The organism is Mesorhizobium sp. LSJC280B00 (assembly GCF_000502835.1).
In the GTDB taxonomy this organism is placed as follows: Bacteria; Pseudomonadota; Alphaproteobacteria; order Rhizobiales; family Rhizobiaceae; genus Mesorhizobium.
In genome coordinates, this window is sequence record NZ_AYVL01000004.1 from 190,280 (window position 1) to 213,834 (window position 23,555).

The 23,555-nt window shown below is 63.5% G+C and carries 24 protein-coding genes; 13 read left to right on the plus strand and 11 right to left on the minus strand.

The genetic code is table 11. The features are described from left to right. Nucleotides 1-7: 7 nt before the first annotated feature. Both ubiB and coaBC read left to right on the plus strand, forming a co-directional pair. A complete protein-coding gene (ubiB, locus tag X773_RS47210; RefSeq protein ID WP_023675323.1) occupies nt 8-1,582 on the plus strand; it encodes a 2-polyprenylphenol 6-hydroxylase in 1,575 nt (524 codons plus the stop codon). Between the two features lie 65 nt (nt 1,583-1,647). Continuing rightward, nucleotides 1,648-3,105: a bifunctional phosphopantothenoylcysteine decarboxylase/phosphopantothenate--cysteine ligase CoaBC gene (gene coaBC / locus X773_RS47215; RefSeq protein WP_023675324.1), complete on the plus strand. Its 1,458-nt coding sequence runs from the start codon at nt 1,648-1,650 to the stop codon at nt 3,103-3,105. Between the two features lie 44 nt (nt 3,106-3,149). Here the strand turns inward: coaBC and X773_RS0137345 are convergent, their stop codons facing one another. After that, nucleotides 3,150-4,568 (minus strand): MFS transporter, encoded by a 1,419-nt coding sequence (locus X773_RS0137345; protein WP_031211353.1) that lies wholly within the window; start codon nt 4,566-4,568, stop codon nt 3,150-3,152. Nucleotides 4,569-5,627: 1,059 nt separating this feature from the next. Between X773_RS0137345 and X773_RS0137350 the strand changes: the two genes are divergently transcribed. From X773_RS0137350 to X773_RS47225, 3 genes are read left to right on the plus strand one after another with little or no spacing between them, the layout of a single operon-like run. Beyond that, entirely contained in the window at nt 5,628-7,142 is a 1,515-nt protein-coding gene (locus X773_RS0137350; protein ID WP_023675326.1) for an efflux RND transporter periplasmic adaptor subunit, read from the plus strand. Between the two features lie 7 nt (nt 7,143-7,149). Beyond that, on the plus strand, nt 7,150-7,893 hold the full coding sequence (locus X773_RS47220) for an ABC transporter ATP-binding protein (protein WP_051406089.1): 744 nt from the start codon (nt 7,150-7,152) through the stop codon (nt 7,891-7,893). A 37-nt stretch (nt 7,894-7,930) separates the two neighbouring features. Then, nucleotides 7,931-9,109, plus strand: coding sequence for an ABC transporter permease (locus tag X773_RS47225; RefSeq protein ID WP_245274635.1), 1,179 nt, complete (start codon nt 7,931-7,933; stop codon nt 9,107-9,109). A 144-nt stretch (nt 9,110-9,253) separates the two neighbouring features. Here the strand turns inward: X773_RS47225 and X773_RS47230 are convergent, their stop codons facing one another. From X773_RS47230 to X773_RS47250, 5 genes are all read right to left on the minus strand, one after another. Continuing rightward, complete coding sequence (locus tag X773_RS47230; RefSeq protein WP_023675329.1) at nt 9,254-9,727, minus strand: DUF992 domain-containing protein; 474 nt, start codon at nt 9,725-9,727, stop codon at nt 9,254-9,256. A 136-nt stretch (nt 9,728-9,863) separates the two neighbouring features. Further along, on the minus strand, nt 9,864-10,709 hold the full coding sequence (locus tag X773_RS47235) for a tetratricopeptide repeat protein (protein WP_023675330.1): 846 nt from the start codon (nt 10,707-10,709) through the stop codon (nt 9,864-9,866). Nucleotides 10,710-10,870: 161 nt separating this feature from the next. Continuing rightward, nucleotides 10,871-11,143: a 30S ribosomal protein S21 gene (rpsU, locus tag X773_RS47240; RefSeq protein ID WP_023675331.1), complete on the minus strand. Its 273-nt coding sequence runs from the start codon at nt 11,141-11,143 to the stop codon at nt 10,871-10,873. 261 nt (nt 11,144-11,404) lie between these two features. Then, nucleotides 11,405-11,791, minus strand: a complete 387-nt coding sequence (locus X773_RS47245; protein ID WP_023675332.1) for an SET domain-containing protein-lysine N-methyltransferase — start codon at nt 11,789-11,791, stop codon at nt 11,405-11,407. A 109-nt stretch (nt 11,792-11,900) separates the two neighbouring features. Next, on the minus strand, nt 11,901-12,659 hold the full coding sequence (locus X773_RS47250; protein WP_023675333.1) for an SDR family oxidoreductase: 759 nt from the start codon (nt 12,657-12,659) through the stop codon (nt 11,901-11,903). Between the two features lie 196 nt (nt 12,660-12,855). On the opposite strand from X773_RS47250, the gene X773_RS47255 reads away from it, so the two are divergent. After that, entirely contained in the window at nt 12,856-13,596 is a 741-nt protein-coding gene (locus X773_RS47255; protein WP_023675334.1) for a hypothetical protein, read from the plus strand. 47 nt (nt 13,597-13,643) lie between these two features. Here the strand turns inward: X773_RS47255 and X773_RS47260 are convergent, their stop codons facing one another. Beyond that, nucleotides 13,644-14,012 (minus strand): YrdB family protein, encoded by a 369-nt coding sequence (locus tag X773_RS47260; protein ID WP_023675335.1) that lies wholly within the window; start codon nt 14,010-14,012, stop codon nt 13,644-13,646. 205 nt (nt 14,013-14,217) lie between these two features. On the opposite strand from X773_RS47260, the gene X773_RS47265 reads away from it, so the two are divergent. Genes X773_RS47265 through X773_RS47290 form a run of 6 tightly spaced genes read left to right on the plus strand, consistent with a single transcriptional unit; the run spans nt 14,218 to nt 20,037 of the window. Further along, nucleotides 14,218-15,471, plus strand: coding sequence for a sarcosine oxidase subunit beta (locus X773_RS47265; protein WP_023675336.1), 1,254 nt, complete (start codon nt 14,218-14,220; stop codon nt 15,469-15,471). Beyond that, nucleotides 15,471-15,893, plus strand: a complete 423-nt coding sequence (locus X773_RS47270) for a hypothetical protein (RefSeq protein ID WP_023675337.1) — start codon at nt 15,471-15,473, stop codon at nt 15,891-15,893. The genes X773_RS47265 and X773_RS47270 overlap by 1 nt, the downstream gene beginning before the upstream one ends. Nucleotides 15,894-15,901: 8 nt before the next feature. Further along, nucleotides 15,902-16,198, plus strand: a complete 297-nt coding sequence (locus X773_RS47275; protein ID WP_023675338.1) for a sarcosine oxidase subunit delta — start codon at nt 15,902-15,904, stop codon at nt 16,196-16,198. After that, complete coding sequence (locus X773_RS47280) at nt 16,195-19,188, plus strand: sarcosine oxidase subunit alpha (RefSeq protein WP_023675339.1); 2,994 nt, start codon at nt 16,195-16,197, stop codon at nt 19,186-19,188. The genes X773_RS47275 and X773_RS47280 overlap by 4 nt, the downstream gene beginning before the upstream one ends. Further along, a complete protein-coding gene (locus X773_RS47285; RefSeq protein WP_023675340.1) occupies nt 19,181-19,759 on the plus strand; it encodes a sarcosine oxidase subunit gamma in 579 nt (192 codons plus the stop codon). Before X773_RS47280 ends, X773_RS47285 begins: the two co-directional genes overlap by 8 nt. A gap of 53 nt (nt 19,760-19,812) precedes the next feature. Next, complete coding sequence (locus tag X773_RS47290; protein WP_023675341.1) at nt 19,813-20,037, plus strand: hypothetical protein; 225 nt, start codon at nt 19,813-19,815, stop codon at nt 20,035-20,037. 103 nt (nt 20,038-20,140) lie between these two features. On the opposite strand, the gene X773_RS47295 is transcribed toward X773_RS47290, so the two are convergent. Both X773_RS47295 and X773_RS47300 read right to left on the minus strand, forming a co-directional pair. After that, nucleotides 20,141-20,380, minus strand: a complete 240-nt coding sequence (locus X773_RS47295; protein WP_023675342.1) for a hypothetical protein — start codon at nt 20,378-20,380, stop codon at nt 20,141-20,143. A 190-nt stretch (nt 20,381-20,570) separates the two neighbouring features. After that, on the minus strand, nt 20,571-21,212 hold the full coding sequence (locus tag X773_RS47300) for a TetR/AcrR family transcriptional regulator (protein WP_023675343.1): 642 nt from the start codon (nt 21,210-21,212) through the stop codon (nt 20,571-20,573). A gap of 83 nt (nt 21,213-21,295) precedes the next feature. On the opposite strand from X773_RS47300, the gene X773_RS47305 reads away from it, so the two are divergent. After that, nucleotides 21,296-21,916: a hypothetical protein gene (locus tag X773_RS47305; protein ID WP_023675344.1), complete on the plus strand. Its 621-nt coding sequence runs from the start codon at nt 21,296-21,298 to the stop codon at nt 21,914-21,916. Between the two features lie 41 nt (nt 21,917-21,957). Here the strand turns inward: X773_RS47305 and X773_RS47310 are convergent, their stop codons facing one another. Together X773_RS47310 and X773_RS47315 are read right to left on the minus strand one after the other, a co-directional pair. Continuing rightward, nucleotides 21,958-22,452: a MaoC family dehydratase gene (locus tag X773_RS47310; RefSeq protein ID WP_031211357.1), complete on the minus strand. Its 495-nt coding sequence runs from the start codon at nt 22,450-22,452 to the stop codon at nt 21,958-21,960. A 39-nt stretch (nt 22,453-22,491) separates the two neighbouring features. Beyond that, on the minus strand, nt 22,492-23,307 hold the full coding sequence (locus X773_RS47315; RefSeq protein ID WP_023675346.1) for an SDR family oxidoreductase: 816 nt from the start codon (nt 23,305-23,307) through the stop codon (nt 22,492-22,494). Nucleotides 23,308-23,555 lie beyond the last annotated feature (248 nt).

Sequence of the window (23,555 nt, forward strand, 5' to 3'; positions counted from 1 at the left end):
GCCAGCCATGAGCAGCATCGGCGCTGGTTTCAGGCTCGTACGGGCCGGCTGGGTGCTTGTGCGCGAGGGCGTCATCGCGGCTTTGCCCGGTGACGAGCTCTTCGGCTTGCCGAAATTCGGCTGGCGCATGGCCCGGCTGTTCACCCGCCGTCGCGCGCTTGCCTATGAGCGCGGCGACAGGCTGGCCAAGGCGGTCGTGCGGCTCGGCCCGTCCTACGTCAAGCTCGGCCAGTTCCTGGCGACACGGCCGGATGTCGTCGGAAACGATATCGCGCTTGATCTCGCCATGCTGCAGGACAAGATGCAGACGTTTGCGAAGGCCGAGGCTGTCGCCGCGATAGAGGCCTCGCTCGGACGCAGGGTCGACGAGCTCTATGTCAGTTTTGGCGAGGCCGTCGCCGCCGCCTCGATCGCCCAGGTCCATACCGCCGAAACGCTGCAGGACGGCGTCGTTAGGCGAGTGGCGGTGAAGGTCATCCGGCCGGGCGTGCGCCGCCGCTTCTTTCGCGATCTCGAAAGCTATTTCCTCGCCGCCCGGCTACAGGAAAAATACATCCCGTCGTCGCGCCGGCTGCGGCCGGTCGAGGTGACCGAGACACTGGCCCAGACGACCAAAATCGAAATGGACCTGAGGCTGGAGGCGGCGGCTTTTTCGGAGCTCGGCGAGAATACCAAGGACGATCCCGGCTTCCGTGTGCCGTCGGTCGACTGGGAGCGCACCGGTCGTGACGTGCTGACCATGGAATGGGTCGACGGCATCAAGATGAACGATATTGCCGGCCTAGCCGCCGCCGGCCACGACCTGAAGGCGATTGCCGCCAACCTCGTTCAGTCGTTTCTGCGCCATACGCTGCGTGACGGTTTCTTCCACGCCGACATGCACCCGGGCAACCTGTTTATCGAAGCCGACGGCACCATCGTCGCCGTCGATCTCGGCATTGCCGGCCGGCTCGGCAGGAAGGAGCGCCGGTTCCTCGCCGAAATCCTCTACGGCTTCATCACGCTCGATTACCAGCGCGTCGCCGAAGTTCATTTCGAGGCCGGCTACGTGCCGCGCCAGCACAATGTCGCGGCCTTCGCCCAGGCGATCCGGGCGATCGGCGAACCGATTCACGGCCAGCCGGCCGAGACCATCTCGATGGCCAAGCTGCTGACGCTGCTGTTCGAGGTGACCGACCTGTTCGACATGGCGACGCGATCCGAGCTGGTGCTGCTGCAGAAGACCATGGTCGTTGTCGAGGGCGTCGCCCGCACGCTCGATCCGGCCTTCAACATGTGGAAGACGTCGGAGCCGGTGGTCAGCGGCTGGATTGCCCGCAATCTCGGCCCGCGCGCGCTGCTGGCCGATGCGCGCGACGGTGCCAGTGCGCTGCTGGCGCTGGCCCGCCAGGCGCCGGACCTCGCCGCCCGCACCGAGCGGCTGTCGCGCGAAATCGACTTGATGGCCGAAAACGGCCTGCGCTTCGACGAAAGGACTGCGCGCGCCATCGGCAAGGCCGAGGCGCGCTACACCCGCTCCGGCCGGCTGGCGCTGTGGGTGATCGCATTGACCCTGGTATACATCGCCTGGCGTATATTCTAGCGCTTGTTGCAAGGTGATTGCATTGCTATCATTGCTTTCACCGATTTCGGGCAAAGTGCAATCAGATGGCCAGCATCACGATCCGCAACCTTGATGACGAGGTCAAGGAGCTGCTGCGCCGACTGGCGGCGGAGAATGGCCGGTCGATGGAAGACCAGGCGCGGGTGATGATCCGCGCAGCGGTCGAAGGTCAGTTCGGTTCGGCCGGCCGCATCGACCAGATCGAGAAAACACTGCGCGAACTGACGAGTTCGCAAAGTCCGGCAACGCCGATGGTTGCCGTCTCCAGCGTGCGAGGCATCCTCTCCGGCAAGCGCATCCTGCTGATCATCGGCGGCGGCATCGCCGCCTACAAGGCGCTCGACCTGATCCGCCGGCTGCGCGAGCGCGGTGCGGCAGTGCGGGTGGTGATGACCGCGGCGGCGCAGGAGTTCGTCACTACGCTGTCGGCCGGGGCGCTGTCCGCCGACCATGTTTTCACCGAACTGTTCGATCGGCAGGACGAGCACGACATCGGCCATATCAGGCTGTCGCGCGAGGCCGACCTTTTGGTCGTGGCGCCGGCCACCGCCGACCTGATGGCAAAGCTCGCCAATGGCCACGCCAACGACCTTGCCTCGACCGTGCTCATCGCCACCGACAAGCGAGTTTTGATGGCGCCGGCGATGAACCCGAAAATGTGGGCGCATCCGGCGGTCCGCCGCAACCGCTCGATGCTGGGCAAGGACGGCGTCGCATTCGTCGGCCCGGCGAAAGGCGAGATGGCCGAAAGCAACGAGGTGGGCGAGGGCCGCATGGCCGAGCCGCTGGAGATCGTCGCCGCGATCGAGGCACTGCTCGACAGCCGGCCAAAGCCGCTGGCGGGCAGGAAGATCATTGTCACCTCCGGGCCGACGCATGAACCGATCGACCCTGTGCGCTACATCGCCAACCGGTCGTCGGGCAAGCAGGGCCACGCCATCGCGGCGGCGCTGGCCAGGCTCGGCGCCGACGTGCGTCTCGTCTCCGGCCCGGTCGGCATTGCCGATCCGGCCGGCATCGCCACGCTGCACGTCGAAACGGCCGTCGAGATGAAGGACGCCGTCGAGCAGCTGCTGCCGGCCGACGCGGCAGTGTTCGTCGCGGCTGTTGCCGACTGGCGCACTCAAAGTTCGGCCGGGGAAAAGATCAAGAAGATGGCGGGCGAGGGGCCGCCCGCGCTGCAGATGGTGGAAAATCCCGATATTCTTGCCGGTGTAGGGCACCACAAAAAGCGGCCGATGCTGGTGGTCGGTTTCGCCGCGGAGACGCAGGACCTGGTCAGGAATGCCGAGGCCAAGCTTGCAAAAAAGGGTGCCGATCTTATCGTTGCCAATGATGTCTCCCATGAAGATGGTTCCCCGGGCGTGATGGGCGGCGACCGCAACAAGGTGCGGATCGTCTCGAAGGCCGGCGTCGAGGAATGGCCGGAGATGAGCAAGGACGAGGTGGCGACGCGGCTCGCGGCACTGATCGCCGAGCGGCTGAAGACGGTCGTGGTCTAGCGATTCCCCCCCTCGTGGGGCCACGAGGGGGAGATTGGCAGCGGCTACGCGGCGCTCGCCCCCGAAATCCGCAAGGCGGCAAGGCATCCCAGGATTCCGAGCGGGATAAACGCCAGGAACAGCCAGGCGGCGACATTTGCCGCGGCCTCGCGGTTCAGGCCTTCGGAAAAGCCGCTGGCGTTGGCGACGATGCCGGTCAGTGCCGCACCCACGGCATAACCGATGCGCTGCATGGTCGGCACAGCGGCCGAGGCGATCGTCTGCTCGCCTTCCTTGGCCGATGCCACGATGACACGCGTGACGAACGGCCAGGCTATGCCGAAGCCGCCGCCTTGCAACAAAGCACAAAACAGGATCAGCGGGATCGAGCCGGCCGGCACCGTATAGGCGAAACCGGCGACGCCCGTGGCGATCATCAGCGCCCCGCCGACGATGATCAGCCGCTCGCGCTCCGGTGGCGCATTGGCGACGAGGATCGACAGGATCGACCAGGCGATCGATTCGGCGGCGATGATGTAGCCGGTGGTCAGGATCGGAATGCCGTGCAGGCTGGTCAGAAGCAGTGGTCCGTAGACCGCGAACGAGCAGGTCGCCACCGAAAACGCAGCGACCATGGTCATGCCCGCGCCGACCGGCGAGCGCCATGAGAACAGCCGCGACGGGAACAGGCGCGAGCGCGGCTTCAGTGCGTCGATATAGATAAACAGCGCCAGGCCGATCAGGCCGAGGGTGAGCAGCAGCGACGAGCGCAGCAGGGCGATGTCGACGCCGGCAGTGGCAATCAGCACGACGCTGCCGGCGAGGCAGCCAAGTGCCGCAAAGGGGAAGGGCGGCGCCGAGCCGCCCGTCGCCTGCGGCCTCGTTGCTTCAGGCGTATCGAGCACGAGGAAGCTTGCCAGCGCCATGGCCGTGCCTCCCAGGGTGAAGACGCCGAAAGCCCAGCGCCAGGACGAGAATTCGGTCATGACCGCGCCGAGCACCGGCCCGCTGAAGGCGGCGACACCCCAGATCGCCGACATGACGCCGAAAAGCTGCGGCCAGATCGCGCGGGCAAACAGCCGCTCGACCGAGACGAAGGCCAGCGACACCAGCGCGCCGCCACCGAGCCCTTCGATCAGGCGGCCGCAGAGGAACAGCGGCATCGAAGGCGCGGTGGCGCAGACCAGCGCGCCGGCGGCATAGAGCATTGCGGCGACCATCATGTTGGTACGCAGCGCGACATAGCTCACCAGCCGTCCGGCGGCCGCACCGGCAACGATGGCGCCGAGCTCGTAGATCGCCAGCGACCAGCCGACCAGTTGCACGCCGGCAAGTTCGCCGACCATGGCCGGCATGACCGTTGCTACCATGGTTTCGTTGGTGGCGTGCAGCAGAATGCCGAGGCTGATGAAGCAGAAGCGCGCCAGATCGCCGCTCGCCCACAGCGCGCGCCAATCGACCCCGTTTGTGCTTGTTTTGGTCATCCAGTCCCCCGAGCTTCCCTAGACGCTGGTCTAAAATATTGGAGCGCTCTTCGTCTCCAAATGGGCACGCGGCGCTTCGGGGGCGGCTTGTAAAACCTCAACCGCAGTTGAGTTCAAGCGGTTTTTCCGGTGTGCTGAGATGATGATGTAGGCGGGAAGCCAGGGTGATCGTGCATCTCGGCTCCACGATCAACCCGCTCTGCGGCGCAACTCATACTGGTTGACGCCGATTGCGATGTTCACGCCGTTCTACCAATCGATTTAGCAGCACCTCAACCGACGTATATCCCAGATACTGGTTGCCAGCTTCCGCAAATATGGTTAATATATTAGCAAGAAGAAATATTCCCGCTTACAGTCGTACTGGAGCACGACAATGGGCGCTGCCGATTTGCGCAGGCCAAGTATTGCGGCGATTCTGTGCGCCGCAGAGGGCCCTTCATCCGAAAGAGTCTTGTCACCCGAAAGAGTCTTGGGAGGCCCGGCGGCTTAAAGCCGTTGCTGGCGGCCTCATAACTTCCGCATCCCCCACAGCATAATCGATCGAGCCGAATCGAGGGCTTTGTTGCGCCCTCATGCTGCCGACCAGTGCCAGAGATGGCCTGCGCAGCACACTCTAGCTCTGGCAAAATCGGAGGAGAACATGATTATCAGACATAGTGGTTTAAAGGTGGCCGCGGTTGTCGCCTTCTGGGGTGGAACACTGTTGCTCGGAACAGGCGGAGCGCTAGCGCAGAACGCCTGTCCTGGCGTGTCGGCGACGCAGTGCACGGACTTCTGCGGCACCGCTGGCGTGGCCTCCTGTACAAAGACGGGGTCGGTTCCGGACTGCGTGTGCAATGAGACCACGAAGGATGTGAATGGCAATGCGTTCGGCACGGCAACGCAGGATACGGCTGAAGGCCAAGGCAACATTGGCAACAAGACCGAGACGGCCTGCGAGGGTAATCCCGGCCACTGCAAGTAGTAATATCCGAAATTTTCGAATAAACATCTATGTATTTGGCTGTTGACGGGTTTATTCTATAGGTGTGTAGAATTCCTCTGCGGCACTGCCAAGTGCAGATTAAAGAGCTGGAAGGGATTACCTTTCCCTTCCAGCTCAGAGGTGGTCAGAACATGATGCGCAGCGTTTTGTTCGTTACGGTAATCCTCGGCGCGGCGGTAACGCCCGGGAGTTCCATGGGACCGACACCATCGGCGACTTCCGGCCAGGTTTTGTCGGCCTTCAATCAGCTCTCAGCTCTCCTCGAGCCGTCCTCCATCCGGCCCGATACCCCCGCCTATCGCACGCAAGCCGTGGAGCGCGGCGATATCGTCACAACGGTGCAGGCGGCTGGCACGCTGAACGCGCTAGTTATGGTGGAAGTCGGTTCTCAGCTCTCGGGTCGGGTGAAGGAACTCTATGTCGACTTCAACTCCAAGGTCACCAAAGGCCAGGTGATAGCCCGGGTTGAGCCGGAGATTTACGAAGCGAGAGTAGCGCAAGCCCTTGCCGAACGGGAGATGGCGCAAACGCAGGTTTCGGTACATCGGGCGCAGATCGAGCGGGCCAGGGCAGAGATGGAGACCGCCGAGGCCAGATATGATTCTGCAGCCGCACAGACTACACGCGCCGAAATCGCGCTCGATGGTGCGGCGCAGGAAGTGAACCGCAAACGTTCCCTGGCTAAGCAGAAGATCATCGCGGTGGGAGAATGGGAGCGGGAGAATACCGCGCACAATTCTGCCAAGGCGCAGGCGACTGCCGCCCAGGCCGAGGAACTGTCGCAATCGGCAGTCGTTCGAGCCGCCAAGGCGACACTCAACATGGCAGATGCGGAACTCGCCAACACGCTTGCCCAGGTGAAGCAGAAGGAAGCGGTGCTTCAGCAGGCCCAAATTGATCTTGACCGCACCTATGTACGCGCGCCGGTCACCGGCACAGTGGTCAATCGCGCCGTCAGTGGCGGTCAGACCCTGGCGGCTAGCCTGCAGACCCCGATACTGTTCACCATAGCTCAAGACCTGACTGAGATGCAGGTGGAAGCTTCCGTGGTGGAAGCCGACATTAGCCGTTTTGCGCTTGGGCAGCCGGTTACTTTCACCGCCGATGCCTATCCCGACCGAATTTTCACCGGCACGGTAAAACAGATACGCAAGGCACCGCAGGTCGTTCAAAATGTCGTCACATACATAGTGGTGGTCGGTACGCAAAATTCCGATGAGCTGCTGTTGCCCGGCATGACCGCCAATCTGAGCGTGGTAATGGCCAAGCGACAGGGAGTCTTGAAAGTGCCCAATGCGGCCCTGCGTTTTCGGCCGCCGAGCGATACCGGGGACGAGGCGCGATCGACCGCGCCGGCCATTGCCAAAACGGGCGTAGAGGCGGGAAGCCCGGGCGAGGTATTTGTATTTGGGCCAGACCGCGAGCCGAAGCTTGTTTTGCTCCGGCTTGGAATCACCGACGGTCGTGCAACAGAGGTGCTGGCAGGCGACCTGACTGAGGGGCAGCAGGTCATTACGGGGCTTGCCACTGCTCCGCGTCGGGACGATGACGCGTCTTCCGTCCTGGTCAAGTTCCGGTTGTGGTGAGGTATTCATGGCTCTGATTGACGTCGACCGGCTGCGCCATTGCTACCGTGTTGGCGGAGAGCCGGTGTGGGCGCTCGAAGGGGTGAGCATGACGATTCAACGAGGCGAATTCGTCGCGGTGATCGGATCTTCAGGATCGGGCAAGTCTACCTTCATGAACATTCTGGGCTGCCTCGACAGTCCGAGTGAAGGCCGTTATCGGCTGAACGGGGTAGACGTCGGTGGACTCCATCACGATGAGCTCGCTGCGATCCGCAATCGCAACATCGGTTTCGTGTTTCAGTCGTTCAATCTGCTGCCGCGGGCCAGCGCACTAGAAAATGTGGAACTGCCGCTTGTCTATCGCCGCATGTGGGCTGGTGAGCGGCGGCGCGCAGCGCTGGCGATGCTGGCCAAGGTAGGGCTCGCCGATCGGGCCAGACATACTCCTGCCGAACTCTCGGGCGGACAACAGCAGCGCGTTGCCATTGCCCGCGCCCTGGTGACGGAGCCTTTACTTTTACTGGCCGATGAACCCACTGGTGCGCTCGACAGCCAGACAGGGCTGGAGATCATGGCAATTTTCCGCCGACTCAATGGAGAGGGCCTGACCATTGTGCTGGTCACCCATGAGGCTGAGATAGCTGCCCATACGGATCGCATTGTAGCCTTTCGAGACGGCCGCGTTCTGTCAGACACCCCTGTCATACAGCAGGTCCGACCTTTGGATGACACTCGCCGTCTATCGCTGGCGTACAACAATGTCCGGTAGCACAAGAACCGCCCTGCGATCATTACGCTCCCATCATATGCGCAGCGCGCTCACCATGTTGGGCATCATCATCGGTGTGGCCGCTGTCGTGGTGATGATCGCGATCGGGGTTGGTGCGCGCGAACGGATCACCGCGCAGATCCGCAGCCTCGGCGCCAACCTCATCAGCGTCAGTCCGGGCAGTGCGAAGATGGGCAGCGTGCGGCTTGGGGCCGGTGGCGCGCCGCGGCTGAGTGAAGAGGACGCGGCGGCGATCGGAATGGAGATCCCCGGCGTCGTGGTGGCGGCGCCACTCCTCTACGCCCGCGAGCAGTTCACGATCGGCTCCGCCAATTGGCAAGGCGTGCTTCGCGGCGTGACGCCGGAATATTTCTCAGCGCGCGAGTGGAGGGTTATTGCCGGGCAGGAGATGACCCCGGAGGACAACAACCGCGTCGCCAACGTGGTGCTCCTCGGAACGACGATGCGGGAGAAGTTGTTCGGAAAAGCCGATCCGCTGGGCGCCCCGATCCGCATCCGCGACGTGCCGTTCACGGTGATCGGACTGCTGGAGCGGAAGGGCCAGAGCGTGTGGGGCGATGATCAGGACGATGTGGCACTTGTGCCGCTGAGGACGGCGCGACGTCAGTTCATTGGCACGAGCCGTGCCAATCCGACCTTCGTACACAACATCACCGTCAAGTTCGCCGATTGGACCTCGGCCGAGGACACGATGGCAGCGATCCGCCAACTCCTGTGGCAGCGTCACCGGTTGCGGACAGGTCAGGAAGACAGCTTCATGGTGAGCAACCTCGCCGAAGCTGCGAATGCCGAAGGTTCGACCACACGCGTGGTGTCGCTGCTGCTTTCGGCGGTGGCCTCAATTTCGCTGGTCGTGGGCGGGATCGGCATCATGAACATCATGCTGGCGACGGTGACGGAGCGGGTCCGCGAGATCGGACTGCGGCTTGCGGTGGGCGCGCGACGGCGAGATATCCTTGCCCAGTTTCTCGTTGAGGCAGCAACGCTTGCCCTGCTCGGGGGTATTCTAGGTGCTGGTATTGGGATTGTTGCTGCAATCGCCGTTGGCTCTATCGCTCAATGGCCGGTGATCATCGATCTCAGCGCCGTCCTGCTGGCTATCGGCTTTGCCGCGGCTGTAGGCGTCTTTTTCGGCTACTATCCCGCCCGCAAGGCCGCAAGCCTACAGCCGATCGAAGCGCTGCGCGCAGAATGAGTTTGGCGCCACCGCGCGATCATCGGTCAATTTCGAAGCCGCAAGGCGCCCAATCAAAAGGCTGCCACGCGCCAGCGACTACGCGGCGCGGAACCGTCCTATCCCGGCGCATGAAAGGCCACGGGCCGTATTTGCCAGAGGCCGTTATTTGAACGAGTGGATCAGGTCCAGCGAAGTGACGGCGACCGCCAGGTTGACGCCGGTCTGTGCCTGGACACTGAGCGGCTGCAGCGAAAAGGCGCTGTCGAGGCCGCCGACCAGGAGATTGGCGCCGCCACCGGTGACCACGCTGGCCTCGGCGTTCACGCCATAATAGCTGCCGGCAAGGTCGCCTTCATCGTGGTTGCGGGTCGCCGCCAGAACCGCCCATACCAGCTGGCCCTGATGCGTCCGGCCGACATCGACGCCGAGCTTGGAAATCACCCCGGTATAGACTTCGGAGGGGCCGCCACGATGCGGACGAAAGACACAGGAAACACCCTTGTTGGAGGTGACGAGATAGGCCGTGCCGCCGTCGATGGTGCAGTCGAGCACGCCGAGCTGGAGCTTGCTGGCGCTGGCGGGAGCGGCAACGACGGTCGTGGCGAGAGCAGCGGCACAAGCGAGTTTCTTGATCATGGCAGGGTCCTTTCGCAATTGCCTTGTACAAACGGCTGAGCACGCCGAGCGTTCCGCCGAAAACTTGGCGCCAGCAAGGCGAAGCTAAACGCAGGGTTGTCGGAGTGCGGAAACGGAGGCCTGATTAACCGGCCGCTCAGCCGGCACTGGTGCGGGCCAGGCCGTCCTTGGCCGGCTGGTACGTCGGATTGAGGTGCACGGCCTCGCGGTAGGATTTCGCGGCCCTGACCTTGTCGCCGCGCCGCTCGTAGATCAGCGCCTGGTTGGACCAGGCCTCGGCGTTCTTGCCGTCGAGCTTGATGGCCATGTTGAAGTCGGCGAAGGCATTGTCCTCGTCGTTCATGGCAAGGTAGGAGAGGCCGCGCCCGTTGTAAGGCTCGGAGGCATCCGGCGCCAGCGAAATGGCGGTCGAGAAATCCTCGATGGCAAAGGCGTGCTGGCCCTGACTCTGGTAGATCAGGCCGCGATTGTGATAGGCGCGCGCATCGGTCGTGTCGAGCTGGATGGCTTTCTGGAAATCGTTGAAGGCTTCCTGGACCCGGCCCGCCCTGCGGTAGAGATTGCCGCGGCCGATATAGGCGGCGTCATAGTTGGAATTGATGTGGATCGAGCGATTGTAGTCGGCGAGCGCGCTCGCCTGATCGCCGAGGAAGCGCTGGATGAGCGCACGGTTCGAATAGGCCTGGTAAAAATTCGGATTGAGCTGGATGGCGGTGTTGAAGTCCTTCAGCGCCGCCTGGTACTGGCCGCCGCGGCCATAGGCCGAGCCGCGCACATTGTAGGCTTCCGGATCCTGGGGGTTGCGCTGGATCACCGCCGACAGCGAGGAGATGTTCTCGCTCGAGGCTTGCGCCTTGTCGATGTTGTTGAACTCGCCGGTCGGAACGCTCTGGCAGCTGGCAAGCGCCATCCCGGAAAGCAGGGCTGCCGTCAGGGCGAGGCCGCGCCACGCGGTTCTGCGCTCTACGGTGATTGCGTCCATGTCTGCCCTGTCCTTACTGCGCCGTCTGGTCCGTTCCCCCTCCGAACCGGCATCTCTCCCAACCGGTCCTCTCGGACCGGGTCGAACTCACAACAAAAAGGTGGCGGCGATTCCGCATCGCGCCACCTTGGATATCCTTGGAAAAGGACGAAAAATTGACGTCAGAACCGCGGCGGACGCGGAGCACCGGCACCGGCAGCACCGGCCGCGACCGGACGCGGCGTCATCGGCAGCAGGCCTTCGCGCTGGGCGCGCTTGCGGGCCAGCTTGCGGGCGCGGCGCACGGCTTCCGCCTTTTCACGGGCGCGCTTCTCGGAGGGCTTCTCGTAATGTCCGCGCATCTTCATTTCGCGGAAGATGCCTTCGCGCTGCATCTTTTTCTTGAGCGCGCGAAGCGCCTGATCAACATTGTTGTCGCGGACGAGTACCTGCACGTGCAATCCTGTCTTTCGGGTTTGAAATCAACAGGCAAGCGGCCATAGCCGCAAGCCTCCGCGGCGCGTTACACCACGAATTGGGGCGGCTGATAGCAGAATCAAGGGGCTCTGTCCACAGCCGATTGAGAGGCGGTGCCGATCCCGAAACGAAAAACCCGCCTCAGGGGGCGGGTCCTTGGTGTGCACCATATCGAAATTAGTAGCATAGCTGCCGGCACAAAGCAAGAACAAAATTCGCCTTGGGCCAGATAGGCGCCGCTACGCCGTGGCCAGGTGGAGCTGCTCGAAACCCTCGAAGAACTCGCCGTAGTCGCAGGTTATTTCCTCGCCGGCGGCGATATCGCGGGTTGCGGTGGCCCCGCCATATTGCGAAAAGTCGGTGTTCGGCTTGTCGGCGTGGTTCATGAAGCGGCCATTGTCGACCTCATAGACCATGAAGCCCGGCCGGTCCGGACTGGGATAGGCATATCTGTCGAGCAATTCCTTGAGGTGCGGCGGCGCTGCCTCGTATCTTTCCATCGGGATCAGCCGGTCGAAGTCCGGATCGAGCCGCCAGATCTGCGCCCCTTTCCGGATCGGCTCGGCGGCGAACACGCCGACGCCTTCGATTGCGCTCGCGGCGATATAGGTTCTGATCAGCAGCATGTTTCCAATCCGTCTTCGAGGCGAAGACGGAATCGTCAAATCGCCGGAAAAAGCAAGGCCGGTTTTTCCGGCATTGCGGCTGGCGGGCCCACGCCAACCGCGAAACGCTTCACGTCCGGGTGATCGAGACACCGCCGTCGGCGAACAGTGCCGTGCCGGTGGTGAAGCTCGATGCATCGGAAGCCAGGTAAAGCGCCGAGCGGGCGATCTCCTCTGGCTCGGCGACGCGCTTCAAGGCATGCAGGTTTTCGACGAAGGCCCGCGATTCAGGTGTCTTGAATGTCGCCGAAGGCGTGTCGGTGCCGCCCGGCAGCAGCGCGTTGACTCGAATCCCCTTGGCGCCAAATTCGGCGGCCAGCACCTGCGTCAATCCGATCAGTCCGGCCTTGCTCGCGGCATAGCTGGTCATGCCGGGCATGCCGACCGTGTAGCCGACGAAGGTGGAGGTGAAGATCAACGACCCGCCGCCGCGTTCGACCATCGCCGGCACCTGGTATTTCGCGCCGAGAAAGGCGCTGGTCAGATTGGTATCGAGCGTCTCGCGCCAGCCCTCCAGCGACAGCTCAGAAACCGGCCCCATCCTACCGACCGAGCCGGCATTGTTGAAGGCGATGTCGAGCCCGCCGAATTTCTCGACCGCCAGGTCGACGAGGGCTTTCGCATAGGCTTCGTCACGGACATCGCCGGCAAGAGCGATAGCCGTGCCGTCGGCGTCTTCGATTTCGGCAACCAGCGTATCGAGTTCCGCCTGGCGGCGGGCGGCGACGACGAGCCTGGCGCCTTGCTCGGCAAAGAGCTTGGCCGTGGCGCGGCCGATGCCGGAACTGGCGCCAGTGATGATGGCGACCTTGTCGGTAAGTGCGAACATTTTCTGCATCCTTCTTTCGCGCCGGATTTTGCCGGCAATCGGGATGCTTGGTCGCAAATCGGGCCGGCGCGAGCCACCCGATACCTGCGCTGCCCTCGACAGCCCTTCTTGACGTCCGCTTGCCACCAGGCTACGGATCGTCATCCAAAACTCGCGGGTGGACGCGCCACCCATTCCAATGACCCCCCAAGACATAATGAGCAAGTTGTTGGCCCCCGGCTTCGAGGGCGACAGCGAGTTGACGTCCGCTCTTCAATCGGCATTTGGCAAAGGCTTTCCGTTAGAAAACCTCCGGCCGCTGCTGACGTCCGGCAACCTTCATACGCAGGCCGCCGCCGCGTACTTGGTGGCCGAAGCCAATTCCAAAATGAGTTACAAGATGAATTGCGTCGTCGCGGAGATCGCCGATCTGCTCGACAGTGAATCTTCGGGTATCCGGTTCGACGCGATCGAGGCGCTTCTGGGATGCACGACGCCGGCCGATGGAGCCGTTCTCGGTCGCCTCATGCTGCGGCTGGATGACGAACATGCCGGTGTGCGGTGGGGGGTCGTCCAGTTCATCTGCCTTGCGGAGCGCTGGCAGCTAAGGCTTGCGGTGGAAAATGCCGCTACCCTGCGTCCGGACTCGGCTTTCAAGACACTGGTCAATGCTTATGGTCAATATAACATGCCGAGCACCAAGGACCTGCCACGGTTGCTCGCGCATCCGGATGCCGTGTTGAGGCGCTTTGCTGCGGCAGTGGCTATCAGGCCGCGCCAGGTGATCATCGAGCGCTTCGTGGCCATGGTGGAGCAGTCAGACGATGCGGAAATTCGTAAAATCGCCGCCGATTGCCGTGAGGGTTATTTGCGGCCGATCTATGCAATCGGGCCGTCCATCCTGAAGCGTGCTCCGGCTGACCCGTCAAAAGGCGAAGCTCAGAACAGCGATCAGTGAAAGCACGGCGCAAAACGGCAAGCGCCGTCGCAAACGGTGCAAGGCGACTATTGCTTGAGCAGCCAGCCGAGCCGATCGAGCGAAAATGCGTAGCTGACGGCGATCAGCAGGGCGACGGCAATGCCGGCTGTCGTGTAACCGGCCAGGTGGAATCCCGCAGCGCCGCCGAACAGGATGACGAGCTCGAGTACCAGCCGCAAACCGCCCGGCACCGGAACCGGCGCCCGCCCCGAGCGGCTCGGATCGTTCGGCACCGCGAACGTACCCCAGAGCGCGGCGGCAACGAACGGCAATGCCGCGGCAAGGGTCCAGCGCCACATGCCCGCTGAGAGGCTCCAGCCCGCCATGCCGAGGCCGAGCAAAGCGGCGAATTCCAGCATGAAGCGCAATGTCAGATTCCACCAGACGTTAGCCACCGCCATAATCCTCCGATCGCCAGGCGACGGATAGTGATGGATGGCAATTGCATCAACCAGCCCGCATGCGGCTTTTTCACCACGGCGCAAAACGGCAAGCGCCGTCGCAAACAGTGCAAGGCTGGCAGCGCCGTTTCGCTAGTGATACAGCTCGCGCGCCGGGGTCGACCGATCCGCCCGGCCGCCATTTGCGAGGCCTGCGACGTTGAAGAAATACTCGGTATTCGCCATCGCCCGCGAGGCCATGCGCGGTCACAAGGGCTGGGAGGAACAATGGTCCTCACCGGAGCCGAAGAAGGAGTACGACGTCATCATCGTCGGCGCCGGTGGCCACGGCCTGGCCACCGCCTATTATCTCGCCACCGTGCACGGCGTCACCAACGTCGCGGTATTGGAAAAAGGCTGGCTGGGCGGCGGCAATACCGGCCGCAACACCACCATCATCCGTTCCAATTATCTCTATGACGAAAGCGCCGGCATCTACGACCATGCGCTGAAGCTGTGGGACGGGCTCAGCCAGGAGCTCAACTACAACGTCATGTATTCGCCGCGCGGCGTCATGATGCTGGCCCATAACATCCATGACATCCAGGTCCTGAAGCGGCACGTCCATGCCAACCGGCTGAACGGCATCGACAATGAATGGCTGACGCCGGAGCAGGCCAAGGAATTCTGCCCGCCGCTCAACATTTCGCGCAATGCGCGCTATCCGGTGATGGGCGCCTCCCTGCAGCGCCGCGGCGGCACGGCGCGGCACGATGCCGTCGCCTGGGGCTATGCGCGCGGCGCCTCGGCGCGCGGCGTCCACATCATCCAGAATTGCGAGGTCACCGGCGTCAAACGGGCGCCGAACGGCGCGGTCACCGGTGTCGAGACGACGCGCGGCTTCATCGGTGCCAGGAAGGTCGGCGTGGTTGCCGCCGGGCACTCATCGGTGATCATGAACATGGCTGGCGTGCGCATGCCGCTGGAAAGCTATCCGCTGCAGGCGCTGGTGTCGGAGCCGGTCAAGCCGGTGGTGCCTTGCGTGGTGATGTCGAACACTGTGCATGCCTATATCTCGCAGTCCGACAAGGGCGAGCTGGTTATCGGCGCCGGCACCGACCAGTATGTCTCGTATTCGCAGACCGGCGGGTTGCACATATTGCAGCATACGCTCGACGCGATCTGCGAGATGTTCCCGATCTTCACGCGCATGAAGATGCTGCGCTCGTGGGGCGGCATCGTCGACGTGACGCCCGACCGTTCGCCGATCCTGGCCAAGACGCCGGTGCCCGGCCTCTATGTCAATTGCGGCTGGGGTACGGGCGGCTTCAAGGCGACGCCGGGTTCGGGCCATGTCTTTGCCCATACGATCGCCAAGGACGATCCGCACCCGATCAACGCGCCCTTCACCATCGAGCGCTTCCGCACCGGCCGCCTCATCGACGAGGCGGCGGCGGCGGCGGTGGCGCATTGATGATGACCGAGATGGCCGTCGCCATGCCGCTGATGCTCGCCGGCGAGCAAGGCCTGTTCCATATCCCCACGCCAGAGGAGGTGCGCCTGCAGCCCATCAGCCGCGCCGGCAATGAAGCGGATTGGCCGTTTTCCGTCGACGAGGGTGTACTCGCCTGCGCCTGGAGCGCCGGTCAGAGAGTGGTCACCTTTATGGAGAACCGGCCAGCCGATCTCGAGGAAGGCGAAAAATTCGAGCGGCGCTACGTCATCGTGACGACCGAACCGATGACGCTTTCGGTCGGCAATATGGCGTATCGCGACCTTTTCCGCCCGGTAGCCAGCATCGAGGAGCGCATCCGGCTGGTCGCGCCCTTCGTGACGATGGGCCAGAGGCTTTGCGACCAACCTGCCGGCGCTCGCGTCGGCCACGGCGAACTGTAGGACCAACCATGCTTCTCATCCGCTGCCCCTATTGCGAGGAAGAGCGTCCGGAGCTCGAATTCCGCAACGCCGGCGAGGCGCATATCGCGCGTTCCCCAAACATCGCCAGCGAGAGCGACGACGATTTTGAAAAGTTCTTTTTCATCCGTTCCAATCCCAAGGGGATCATCTATGAGCGCTGGCGGCACATGCATGGCTGCGCGCGGTTCTTCAATGCCGTGCGCGACACCGTCAGCGACAGGTTCCTGATGACCTACAAGGCCGGCGAACCGAAGCCCGTAAAGCTGCCGGGAGCCGCCAAATGAGCGCCACGTTCCGCATTGCCGGCGCCGGGCGGCTCAAACAGGCAAAGATAGCTGGCTTCAGCTTCGACGGCCGCCCCTATACCGGCATCGAGGGCGATACGTTGGCCTCGGCGCTGCTTGCAAACGGCGTCCATCTCGTCGGCCGCTCGTTCAAGTACCACCGGCCGCGCGGTTTTCTGTCGGCCGGCGCCGAAGAGCCGAACGCGCTGGTCGAGATCAAGCGCGACGCGGCACGCAAGACGCCGAACGTGCGTGCCACGGTGCAGGAGCTCTATGACGGATTGACCGCACAGTCGCAGAACCGCTGGCCGTCGCTCGCTTTCGACGTCGGTGCCGTCAGCAGTATTGCCTCGCCGATGCTTTCGGCCGGCTTCTACTACAAGACCTTCATGTGGCCGAAGGCTGCGTGGAAAAACCTCTACGAACCCAAGATCCGCGCCGCCGCCGGTCTTGGCGTCGCTCCTGACCAGCCGGATCCCGACCACTATTCGGCGCGCTTCGCCCATTGCGAGGTGCTGGTGCTTGGCGGCGGTGCCGCGGGCATCGCCGCGGCATTGGCCGCGGCCGAGACCGGCGCGCGCGTCATCCTTGCCGACGAGCAGGCGGAATTCGGCGGCAGCCTGCGCTTCGAGAGCGGCGCGAAGATCGAAGGCCAGGACGGTTTTTCCTGGGCGCAATCGGCTCTTGCCAAGTTGAGCGCGATGGACAATGTCCGCGTGCTGCCGCGTACCACGGCCTTCGGCTATTACGCGCAGAATTTCGTCGGGCTGGTCGAGCGCGTCAGCGACCATCTGCAGAACCCCGGCCGCGACCTGCCGCGCGAGCGGCTGTGGCAGGTTCGCGCCAAACGCGTGGTACTGGCGACCGGCGCCATCGAGCGCCACATGGTGTTTGCCGACAACGACCGCCCCGGCATCATGCTGGCGTCGGCGGCGCGCACCTATCTCAACCATTACGGCGTCGCCGTCGGCAGGAATATCGGCGTCTATACGGCGAACGATTCCGCCTATGCGGCGGCGATCGACCTGAAAAAGGCCGGCATCAACGTGGCGGCGATCGTCGACCTGCGCGACAACCCGACCGGGCCGGCGATCGACGAGGCGAGGGCGCTCGGCATCCAGGTCAATTTCGGCCGCGCGGTGATCCGCGCCGGCGGCAAATTGCGGGTGTCGTCGATGACCGTGCAGCCGAAGAATGGCGGCGGCGAGCGCTCCATCCCGGTCGACGCAATTCTGATGTCGGCCGGCTGGACGCCATCGGTGCATCTGTTCTCGCAATCGCGCGGCAAGGTCGCCTTCAACGACGAGACCAAGCGCTTCGTGCCCGGAATCTATGCGCAGGACTGCGTCTCGGTCGGCGCCTGCAACGGTACCGACGGGCTGTCGGCGACGATCGACGAGGCCTATGCAGCGGGCGCCAAGGCGGCCAAGGACGCCGGCAGCAGGCCGGCCAAGGGCACCAAGCCGAAGGTCGACGCCGGCGAGAGCTGGTCGCGCGGCATGCTGGGTGCAGCACCCGGTGCCGGAGCGGATACGACGGTCAAGGCGTTTGTCGACTTCCAGAACGACGTCACCGCCAAGGACATCCGCCAGGCAGTGCATGAGGGCATGCGCTCGATCGAGCACGTCAAGCGCTTCACCACCAATGGCATGGCGACCGACCAGGGCAAGACCTCCAACATGCACGGCCTGGCGATTGCCGCCGAGACGTTGGGCAAGCCGATCCCGCAGGTCGGGCTGACGACGTTCCGCGCGCCCTATACGCCGGTGACATTCGGCTCGATCGTCGGCCACGCGCGGGGTCCCCTGTTCGACCCGACCCGCAAGACGGCGATCCATCCCTGGGCCGAGCGCCAGGGCGCTGTATTCGAGGATGTCGGCCAGTGGAAGCGCGCCTGGTATTTCCCGAAGCCGGGCGAGGACATACATGCGGCCGTCGACCGCGAATGCGTGACGGTGCGCAAGACGGCCGGCCTGTTCGACGCCTCGACGCTGGGCAAGATCGAGGTGGTCGGGCCGGATGCGGCCAAATTCATGGAACTGCTCTACACCAATCCATGGGAGAAGCTCGAGCCCGGCCGCTGCCGTTACGGCATCATGCTGCGCGAGGACGGCTTCATCTATGACGACGGTGTCGTCGGCAGGCTTGCACCCGACCGTTTCCATGTGACGACGACGACCGGCGGCGCGCCGCGCGTCATGAACCATATGGAAGACTATCTCCAGACCGAGTTCCCGCATCTCAACGTCTGGCTGACCTCGATCACCGAGCAGTGGGCGGTGATTGCCGTGCAGGGACCGAAGTCTCGCGACATCATTGCGCCGCTGGTCGAGGGCATCGACATGTCGGATGAGGCGCTGCCGCATATGTCGGTGCGCGAAGGCAGGATCTGCGGCGTGCCGACAAGGCTGTTTCGCATGTCGTTCAGCGGTGAGCGCGGCTTCGAGGTCAACGTGCCGGCCGATTATGGCGAGGCGGTCTGGGAAGCGCTATGGGCCGAGGGCCAGAAGCACGGAGCCTGTGCCTACGGCACCGAGTCGATGCATGTGCTGCGCGCCGAAAAGGGCTACATCATCGTCGGCCAGGATACCGACGGGACGGTGACGCCGAACGACGCCGGGCTCGACTGGGCCGTTGGCAAGAAGAAGACCGACTTCGTCGGCATTCGCGGCATGGCGCGGCCGGATCTGGTCGCCAAGGGCCGCAAGCAGCTTGTCGGCCTGAAGACCAGGGATCCCAAGGTGGTGCTGGAGGAGGGCGCGCAGATCGTCGCGGACCCGAAGCAGGCAATCCCGATGAAGATGATTGGCCATGTCACCTCGAGCTATTGGTCGCAAAATTGCGGCCGCTCGATCGCGCTGGGGCTGGTCGCCGGCGGCCGCGATCGCACGGGCGAGACGCTCTATGTGCCGATGCCGAACGGGGTGATCGAGGTGGAGGTCACCGGCATGGTGTTCTTCGACGAGAAGGGGGAGCGCCTCAATGGCTAAGGCCGCTTTGAAAACCGACGCCGCCGGACCCTCAGTCGAACGCCGTCCAGCTCTCGCCGGCCAGTCGCTTTCCGCGGCCGGCGTTACACTTGCCGTGCTGCCGCCGGCCGAGCGCATATCGCTGCGCGCGCCGGAAGCCTCGATTGCGGCACTTTCGAAAGCGCTCGGCGTCGTCCTGCCGCAAAGGCCGAAAACCTCGGCGGCAAAGGCCGGACGCACGGCCTTGTGGCTCGGGCCGGACGAATGGCTGGTCATCGACGAGAGCGGAAAAGATCCGCTCGCCGACTGCGCCAGCATTTCCGTACTGCACTCGGCGGTCGGCATCTCGCACCGCAACGTCGCCATATCGGTTACCGGTCCGGCTGCCGCGGCGACGATCAATGCCGGCTGCCCGCAGGATCTGTCGCTCGACGCCTTTCCGGTCGGGGCGGCGTCGCGTACCATTCTCGGCAAGGTCGAAATCGTGCTGTTGCGCACGGCGGCCGACGCGTTCCGCGTCGAATGCTGGCGTTCCTTTTCCGATTATGTCTTTACTTTTCTGTCGGAGGCAGCGCGCGACGCGGCAGCATAGGCATGTTCGCCGCGTCCGACCATTCTGCGACAGCGAGCCGAGGGAGAATGCAAATGCCGCCGAACTCCGCGCCGAAGTCGCCGGTCAAGACGCCGGCCGTGCGCTCTTTCGAAGACGAGCAGCGCACTGGGACGGATATCGAAGAGGAACTCGAGGAAGGCCTCGAGGATACATTCCCGGCCAGCGATCCGGTGTCGATCACCGGAACGGCCATTCCCGGCGCACCGGCAAGACCCGGCAAGCCCAAAAGCGTGGTAGGACAGAAGCGCAAGAAGTGATCTGCGCGGGGTGACAAAAAGCAGGGCTGAGGCCGGCACGATGGGCGGCCGGAAATTGCTGCCGCCCTTTCGTTTCCTCACCGCGTATTGTCGCCCGATCGGCTCAAAAGCTGCTTGGCACGATCCACGGGTCGATGCCGATGCCGAGCCTCGGGCCCTTGCTGCCGGCCTTGTGGGCCGCGGCATCGGCCTTTTCAAGCGATCCGGTCGGCGCGCAATCAAGCTTCGCACCGGTCTTGGTATCGATGCAGGCCGCTTCTTGCTTGCCTGACTGATTGCTGCCGGCAAATGCGGCGCCAGAGAGCGCCAGCAGGGCGGCGAGCGCGAGGATTGCCTTCTTCATCGTCGGTCTCCGGTTTCCAGTTATTGGATTCGTACATGTACGGCATTGCGTACAGATACGCCCAAGACTTATGGAGTTCAAGCAAAATCGTACATGTACGGAGAAATTGAGCGCAGGAATTGCAGAACGCTCGGCGCCGGGGCGCGGATCGTTCGGAGAAGATCCTGCAGATCGGGAGGAGCGCCGCTCTTCAGCAGTTGACCGGCGGCGTGAGCGGCGCAATCTCATGCGCGGCGATGGCTTCGAGCATGATGTCGCCGATCCGTGTGATGAACGTCGTCTGGTCGCCGAACGGGTAGAACGGGAAGGTGATCAGCAGCGAGATGGCGCCGTGGCCGACCGCCCACAGCATGGTGGCGATGGCGCGTGGATCGCCTTTGAGCCTGCCGGCGGCAACGCAGGCTTCGACCCTCGCGATCAGCACTTTCATCGCCGGGTTGCCGCTCTCCATTTCGGCGAAGGTCTTTCCGGCTGGCGGCCTGACTTTTTCGGTCATGAAGACGGTGCGGTATTCGTTGGGATTTTCCAGTCCAAAGGCGGCGTATTCGACAAGCACCGCCTTGAGCGCCTCGATCGGGTCGTCGGCCGTATGATTTGCGATGCGCCTGGCCAAGGTCTCGAAGGCATCCTCGGCCAGCGCGAACAGGATGTCCTGCTTGTCGGCGAAATAGGAATAGACCGACATCGGCGCATAGCCAACGCGCTTGGCGAGCTTGCGGATGGTGAGGCCGTCATAGCCTTCTTCCTGGACAAGCTTGTGCGCGGCGTCGACAAGTTCGGAACGCAGTTCAGCCTTTTGTTTTTCGCGGCGCTCCTGGACGCTTAGCTGCAACTTTCTACTGCCTTATGACTGATGGCTGGATGCAGCATATATACGCTGTACGGCGTCGGGCAAGGGTGGCACGAAGCAGAAGCTTGACTGTCGCATGGCTGGCGATCGCGCTCGGCTTCGCCATGGAAGCTCTCATTCTGACCGTCAGATTTGCGGCAGGTGCCAACCCCGCGACGACGCAGTTTCTGATCGAACTGGCGCAAGGGGTGACCTGGTCGTTCTTCGTCTGCGCCGGCGTCAGCCTCGGCACGGCGCTCACCAAGGTGCGAGGCTCGCTCGGTGGCCTGATCGGTGCGATTTCGGAGCCACTGGCGATGGGCATCGCCAAAGGGACGCAAAAGGTTATGGTCAGCGCGCTGGACGCGGCGGCAAAGCCGGCCATCCTGTCGCTCACGACGCTCGGTGTGCTGCGGGCGATCGAATACGGGCTGCTCGGCTGGGCACTGGCGTCGCTGGCATCGAAGGAAGAACCGCGTCCGCTCCATTTCGCGCTGGCAGGCGCCCCGATAGGCGCGGTATTCGGCGGCGGCATCACGGTGCTGACCATCGAGACGGCCGCGGCAAATGACGCTGCTCTCGCAATGCCACAGGCGATCGCAACCGGCCTCAACGAGATCGTGTTCCCGATCGGTTGTTCACTGGTCGTCTACATTGCGCTGCAGGTCAGCCGTCACATGAAGTACGTCGCGGCCGAAGCTAAATAGATTTGGCACAGATAGATTTGGGCTTCTCCGCCTGACGAGAGTCAGACCGCTTCCGGCTGGCGTTCGATCAGCGTCAGCGTCAGCCAGCGCGCGGTCAGCGCCGGTTTTTTCGAGCCCTCGATCTCGATCGTCACGTCGTGCGCCGTCTGCACCCACCCCGACGGCCTGACCTTGACGTCGGCCAGCACGAAACGGGTGCGGATGCGCGAGCCGGTCTTCACCGGCGCCAGGAAGCGCAGCGAATCGAAGCCGTGATTGACGCCCATCTTGCTGTTTTCCAGCGGCGGCATGGTTTCGAAGGTCATCGCCGACAACAGCGAAAGCGACAGGAAGCCATGCGCGATGGTGCCGCCGAACGGCGTTTCGCGGCTGGCGCGTTCCGGATCGCAATGGATGAACTGATGGTCGTCGGTGGCATCGGCGAACTGGTCGATCATGCGCTGGGTGACGACCCGCCATGGCGACACACCGACTTCCTTGCCGACGTTGGCCAGAAGCACATCGAGACTGATCGGTTCCACGCTGATGTCCTCCATCTTCACCCCCGGCATTTCACTCGCCGGATGGCGTGCGTCTCATTCCTTGAACAATGTCAGCCCGTGTTGCACCGACTGCCCGCCATCGATCGGCAGGATGGCGCCGGTGACATAGCTGCCGGCCCGGCTGCACAAATAGAGCGTTGCGCCGGCAATGTCATCCGGTGCGCCGATGCGGCCGATCGGAACGTGGTTGCCGATATGTCTTGCCTGGTCCTCGGTGCCGGTGGCGAAGGCCGTCATCCGGCTCTGGAAAGGGCCAGGCGCAAAGGCGTTGACGGTGATGCGGCGGGCGGCGAACTCGATTGCCAGGATGCGCGTCAGGTGGTGAACCGCGGCCTTCGAGGCCGAGTAGGAGTAGGCATCTTCGGCTAAAGGCTGCGTGCCCATCACCGATCCGAGGTTGATCACCCGGGCCGGGTCGGCGTCGCTGGCCGCGGCCTCGAGCAGAGGCAGCAATTCGCGCGTCAGGTGGAAGACCGAGGTGACGTTGACGCCGAACACCTTGGCCCAGGCATGGTAGGGAAAGCTTTCCAGCGGCGCGCCCCAGGAGATGCCGGCATTGTTGACCAGGATATGCAGCCGCTCGGTCCGCGCCCTGACCTCGGCCACAAGCGCCGCAATGCCGGCCTCGCTGGAGACGTCGCCGGCAAAACCTTCCGCCCGGCCGGATGCGCCAAGGCCGTTCAACTCGCCCGCTACCCTGACGCAATCCTCGCTCTTGCGCGAGGCGATCATCACCGCGGCGCCGGCCATGACCAGAGCGGTCGCCGCCATGCGGCCGATGCCGGTCGCGGCGCCGGTGACCAGCGCCGTCTTGCCGGCGACTGAGAACAGCTCGTCCAGATAGCTCATCGAATTCCTCCGTGCAGTTCACCGCGCTTTGGTTCAGGAAGCGGCTTCGCGTCGACAAGGCTAGCCGAACTTCGATCATGCTTGCCATGGGTAAAGTAGCTGGGGTGGGGCACGCTTTAGCGGCTGAATGGTTAAGCCCGAAATGCAAGGTGGTCATTCGGCCGTGACATGGGTCGGATGAATGATGCGGCCGTGCCCGTTAGCGAGCACCTTGGTAAGCTGTTCATTTCGCGCGTGAACCAGTCGTC

Bases quoted from the DNA above. Each gene is read 5' to 3' on its own strand.
- ubiB (WP_023675323.1), top strand. From the start codon at position 8: ATGAGCAGCATCGGCGCTGGTTTCAGGCTCGTACGGGCCGGCTGGGTG.
- coaBC (WP_023675324.1), top strand. From the start codon at position 1,648: ATGGCCAGCATCACGATCCGCAACCTTGATGACGAGGTCAAGGAGCTG.
- X773_RS0137345 (WP_031211353.1), bottom strand. From the start codon at position 4,568: ATGACCAAAACAAGCACAAACGGGGTCGATTGGCGCGCGCTGTGGGCG.
- X773_RS47220 (WP_051406089.1), top strand. From the start codon at position 7,150: ATGGCTCTGATTGACGTCGACCGGCTGCGCCATTGCTACCGTGTTGGC.
- X773_RS47225 (WP_245274635.1), top strand. From the start codon at position 7,931: ATGCGCAGCGCGCTCACCATGTTGGGCATCATCATCGGTGTGGCCGCT.
- X773_RS47230 (WP_023675329.1), bottom strand. From the start codon at position 9,727: ATGATCAAGAAACTCGCTTGTGCCGCTGCTCTCGCCACGACCGTCGTT.
- X773_RS47235 (WP_023675330.1), bottom strand. From the start codon at position 10,709: ATGGACGCAATCACCGTAGAGCGCAGAACCGCGTGGCGCGGCCTCGCC.
- X773_RS47245 (WP_023675332.1), bottom strand. From the start codon at position 11,791: ATGCTGCTGATCAGAACCTATATCGCCGCGAGCGCAATCGAAGGCGTC.
- X773_RS47250 (WP_023675333.1), bottom strand. From the start codon at position 12,659: ATGTTCGCACTTACCGACAAGGTCGCCATCATCACTGGCGCCAGTTCC.
- X773_RS47255 (WP_023675334.1), top strand. From the start codon at position 12,856: ATGAGCAAGTTGTTGGCCCCCGGCTTCGAGGGCGACAGCGAGTTGACG.
- X773_RS47270 (WP_023675337.1), top strand. From the start codon at position 15,471: ATGATGACCGAGATGGCCGTCGCCATGCCGCTGATGCTCGCCGGCGAG.
- X773_RS47275 (WP_023675338.1), top strand. From the start codon at position 15,902: ATGCTTCTCATCCGCTGCCCCTATTGCGAGGAAGAGCGTCCGGAGCTC.
- X773_RS47280 (WP_023675339.1), top strand. From the start codon at position 16,195: ATGAGCGCCACGTTCCGCATTGCCGGCGCCGGGCGGCTCAAACAGGCA.
- X773_RS47285 (WP_023675340.1), top strand. From the start codon at position 19,181: ATGGCTAAGGCCGCTTTGAAAACCGACGCCGCCGGACCCTCAGTCGAA.
- X773_RS47290 (WP_023675341.1), top strand. From the start codon at position 19,813: ATGCCGCCGAACTCCGCGCCGAAGTCGCCGGTCAAGACGCCGGCCGTG.
- X773_RS47295 (WP_023675342.1), bottom strand. From the start codon at position 20,380: ATGAAGAAGGCAATCCTCGCGCTCGCCGCCCTGCTGGCGCTCTCTGGC.
- X773_RS47310 (WP_031211357.1), bottom strand. From the start codon at position 22,452: ATGGAGGACATCAGCGTGGAACCGATCAGTCTCGATGTGCTTCTGGCC.
- X773_RS47315 (WP_023675346.1), bottom strand. From the start codon at position 23,307: ATGAGCTATCTGGACGAGCTGTTCTCAGTCGCCGGCAAGACGGCGCTG.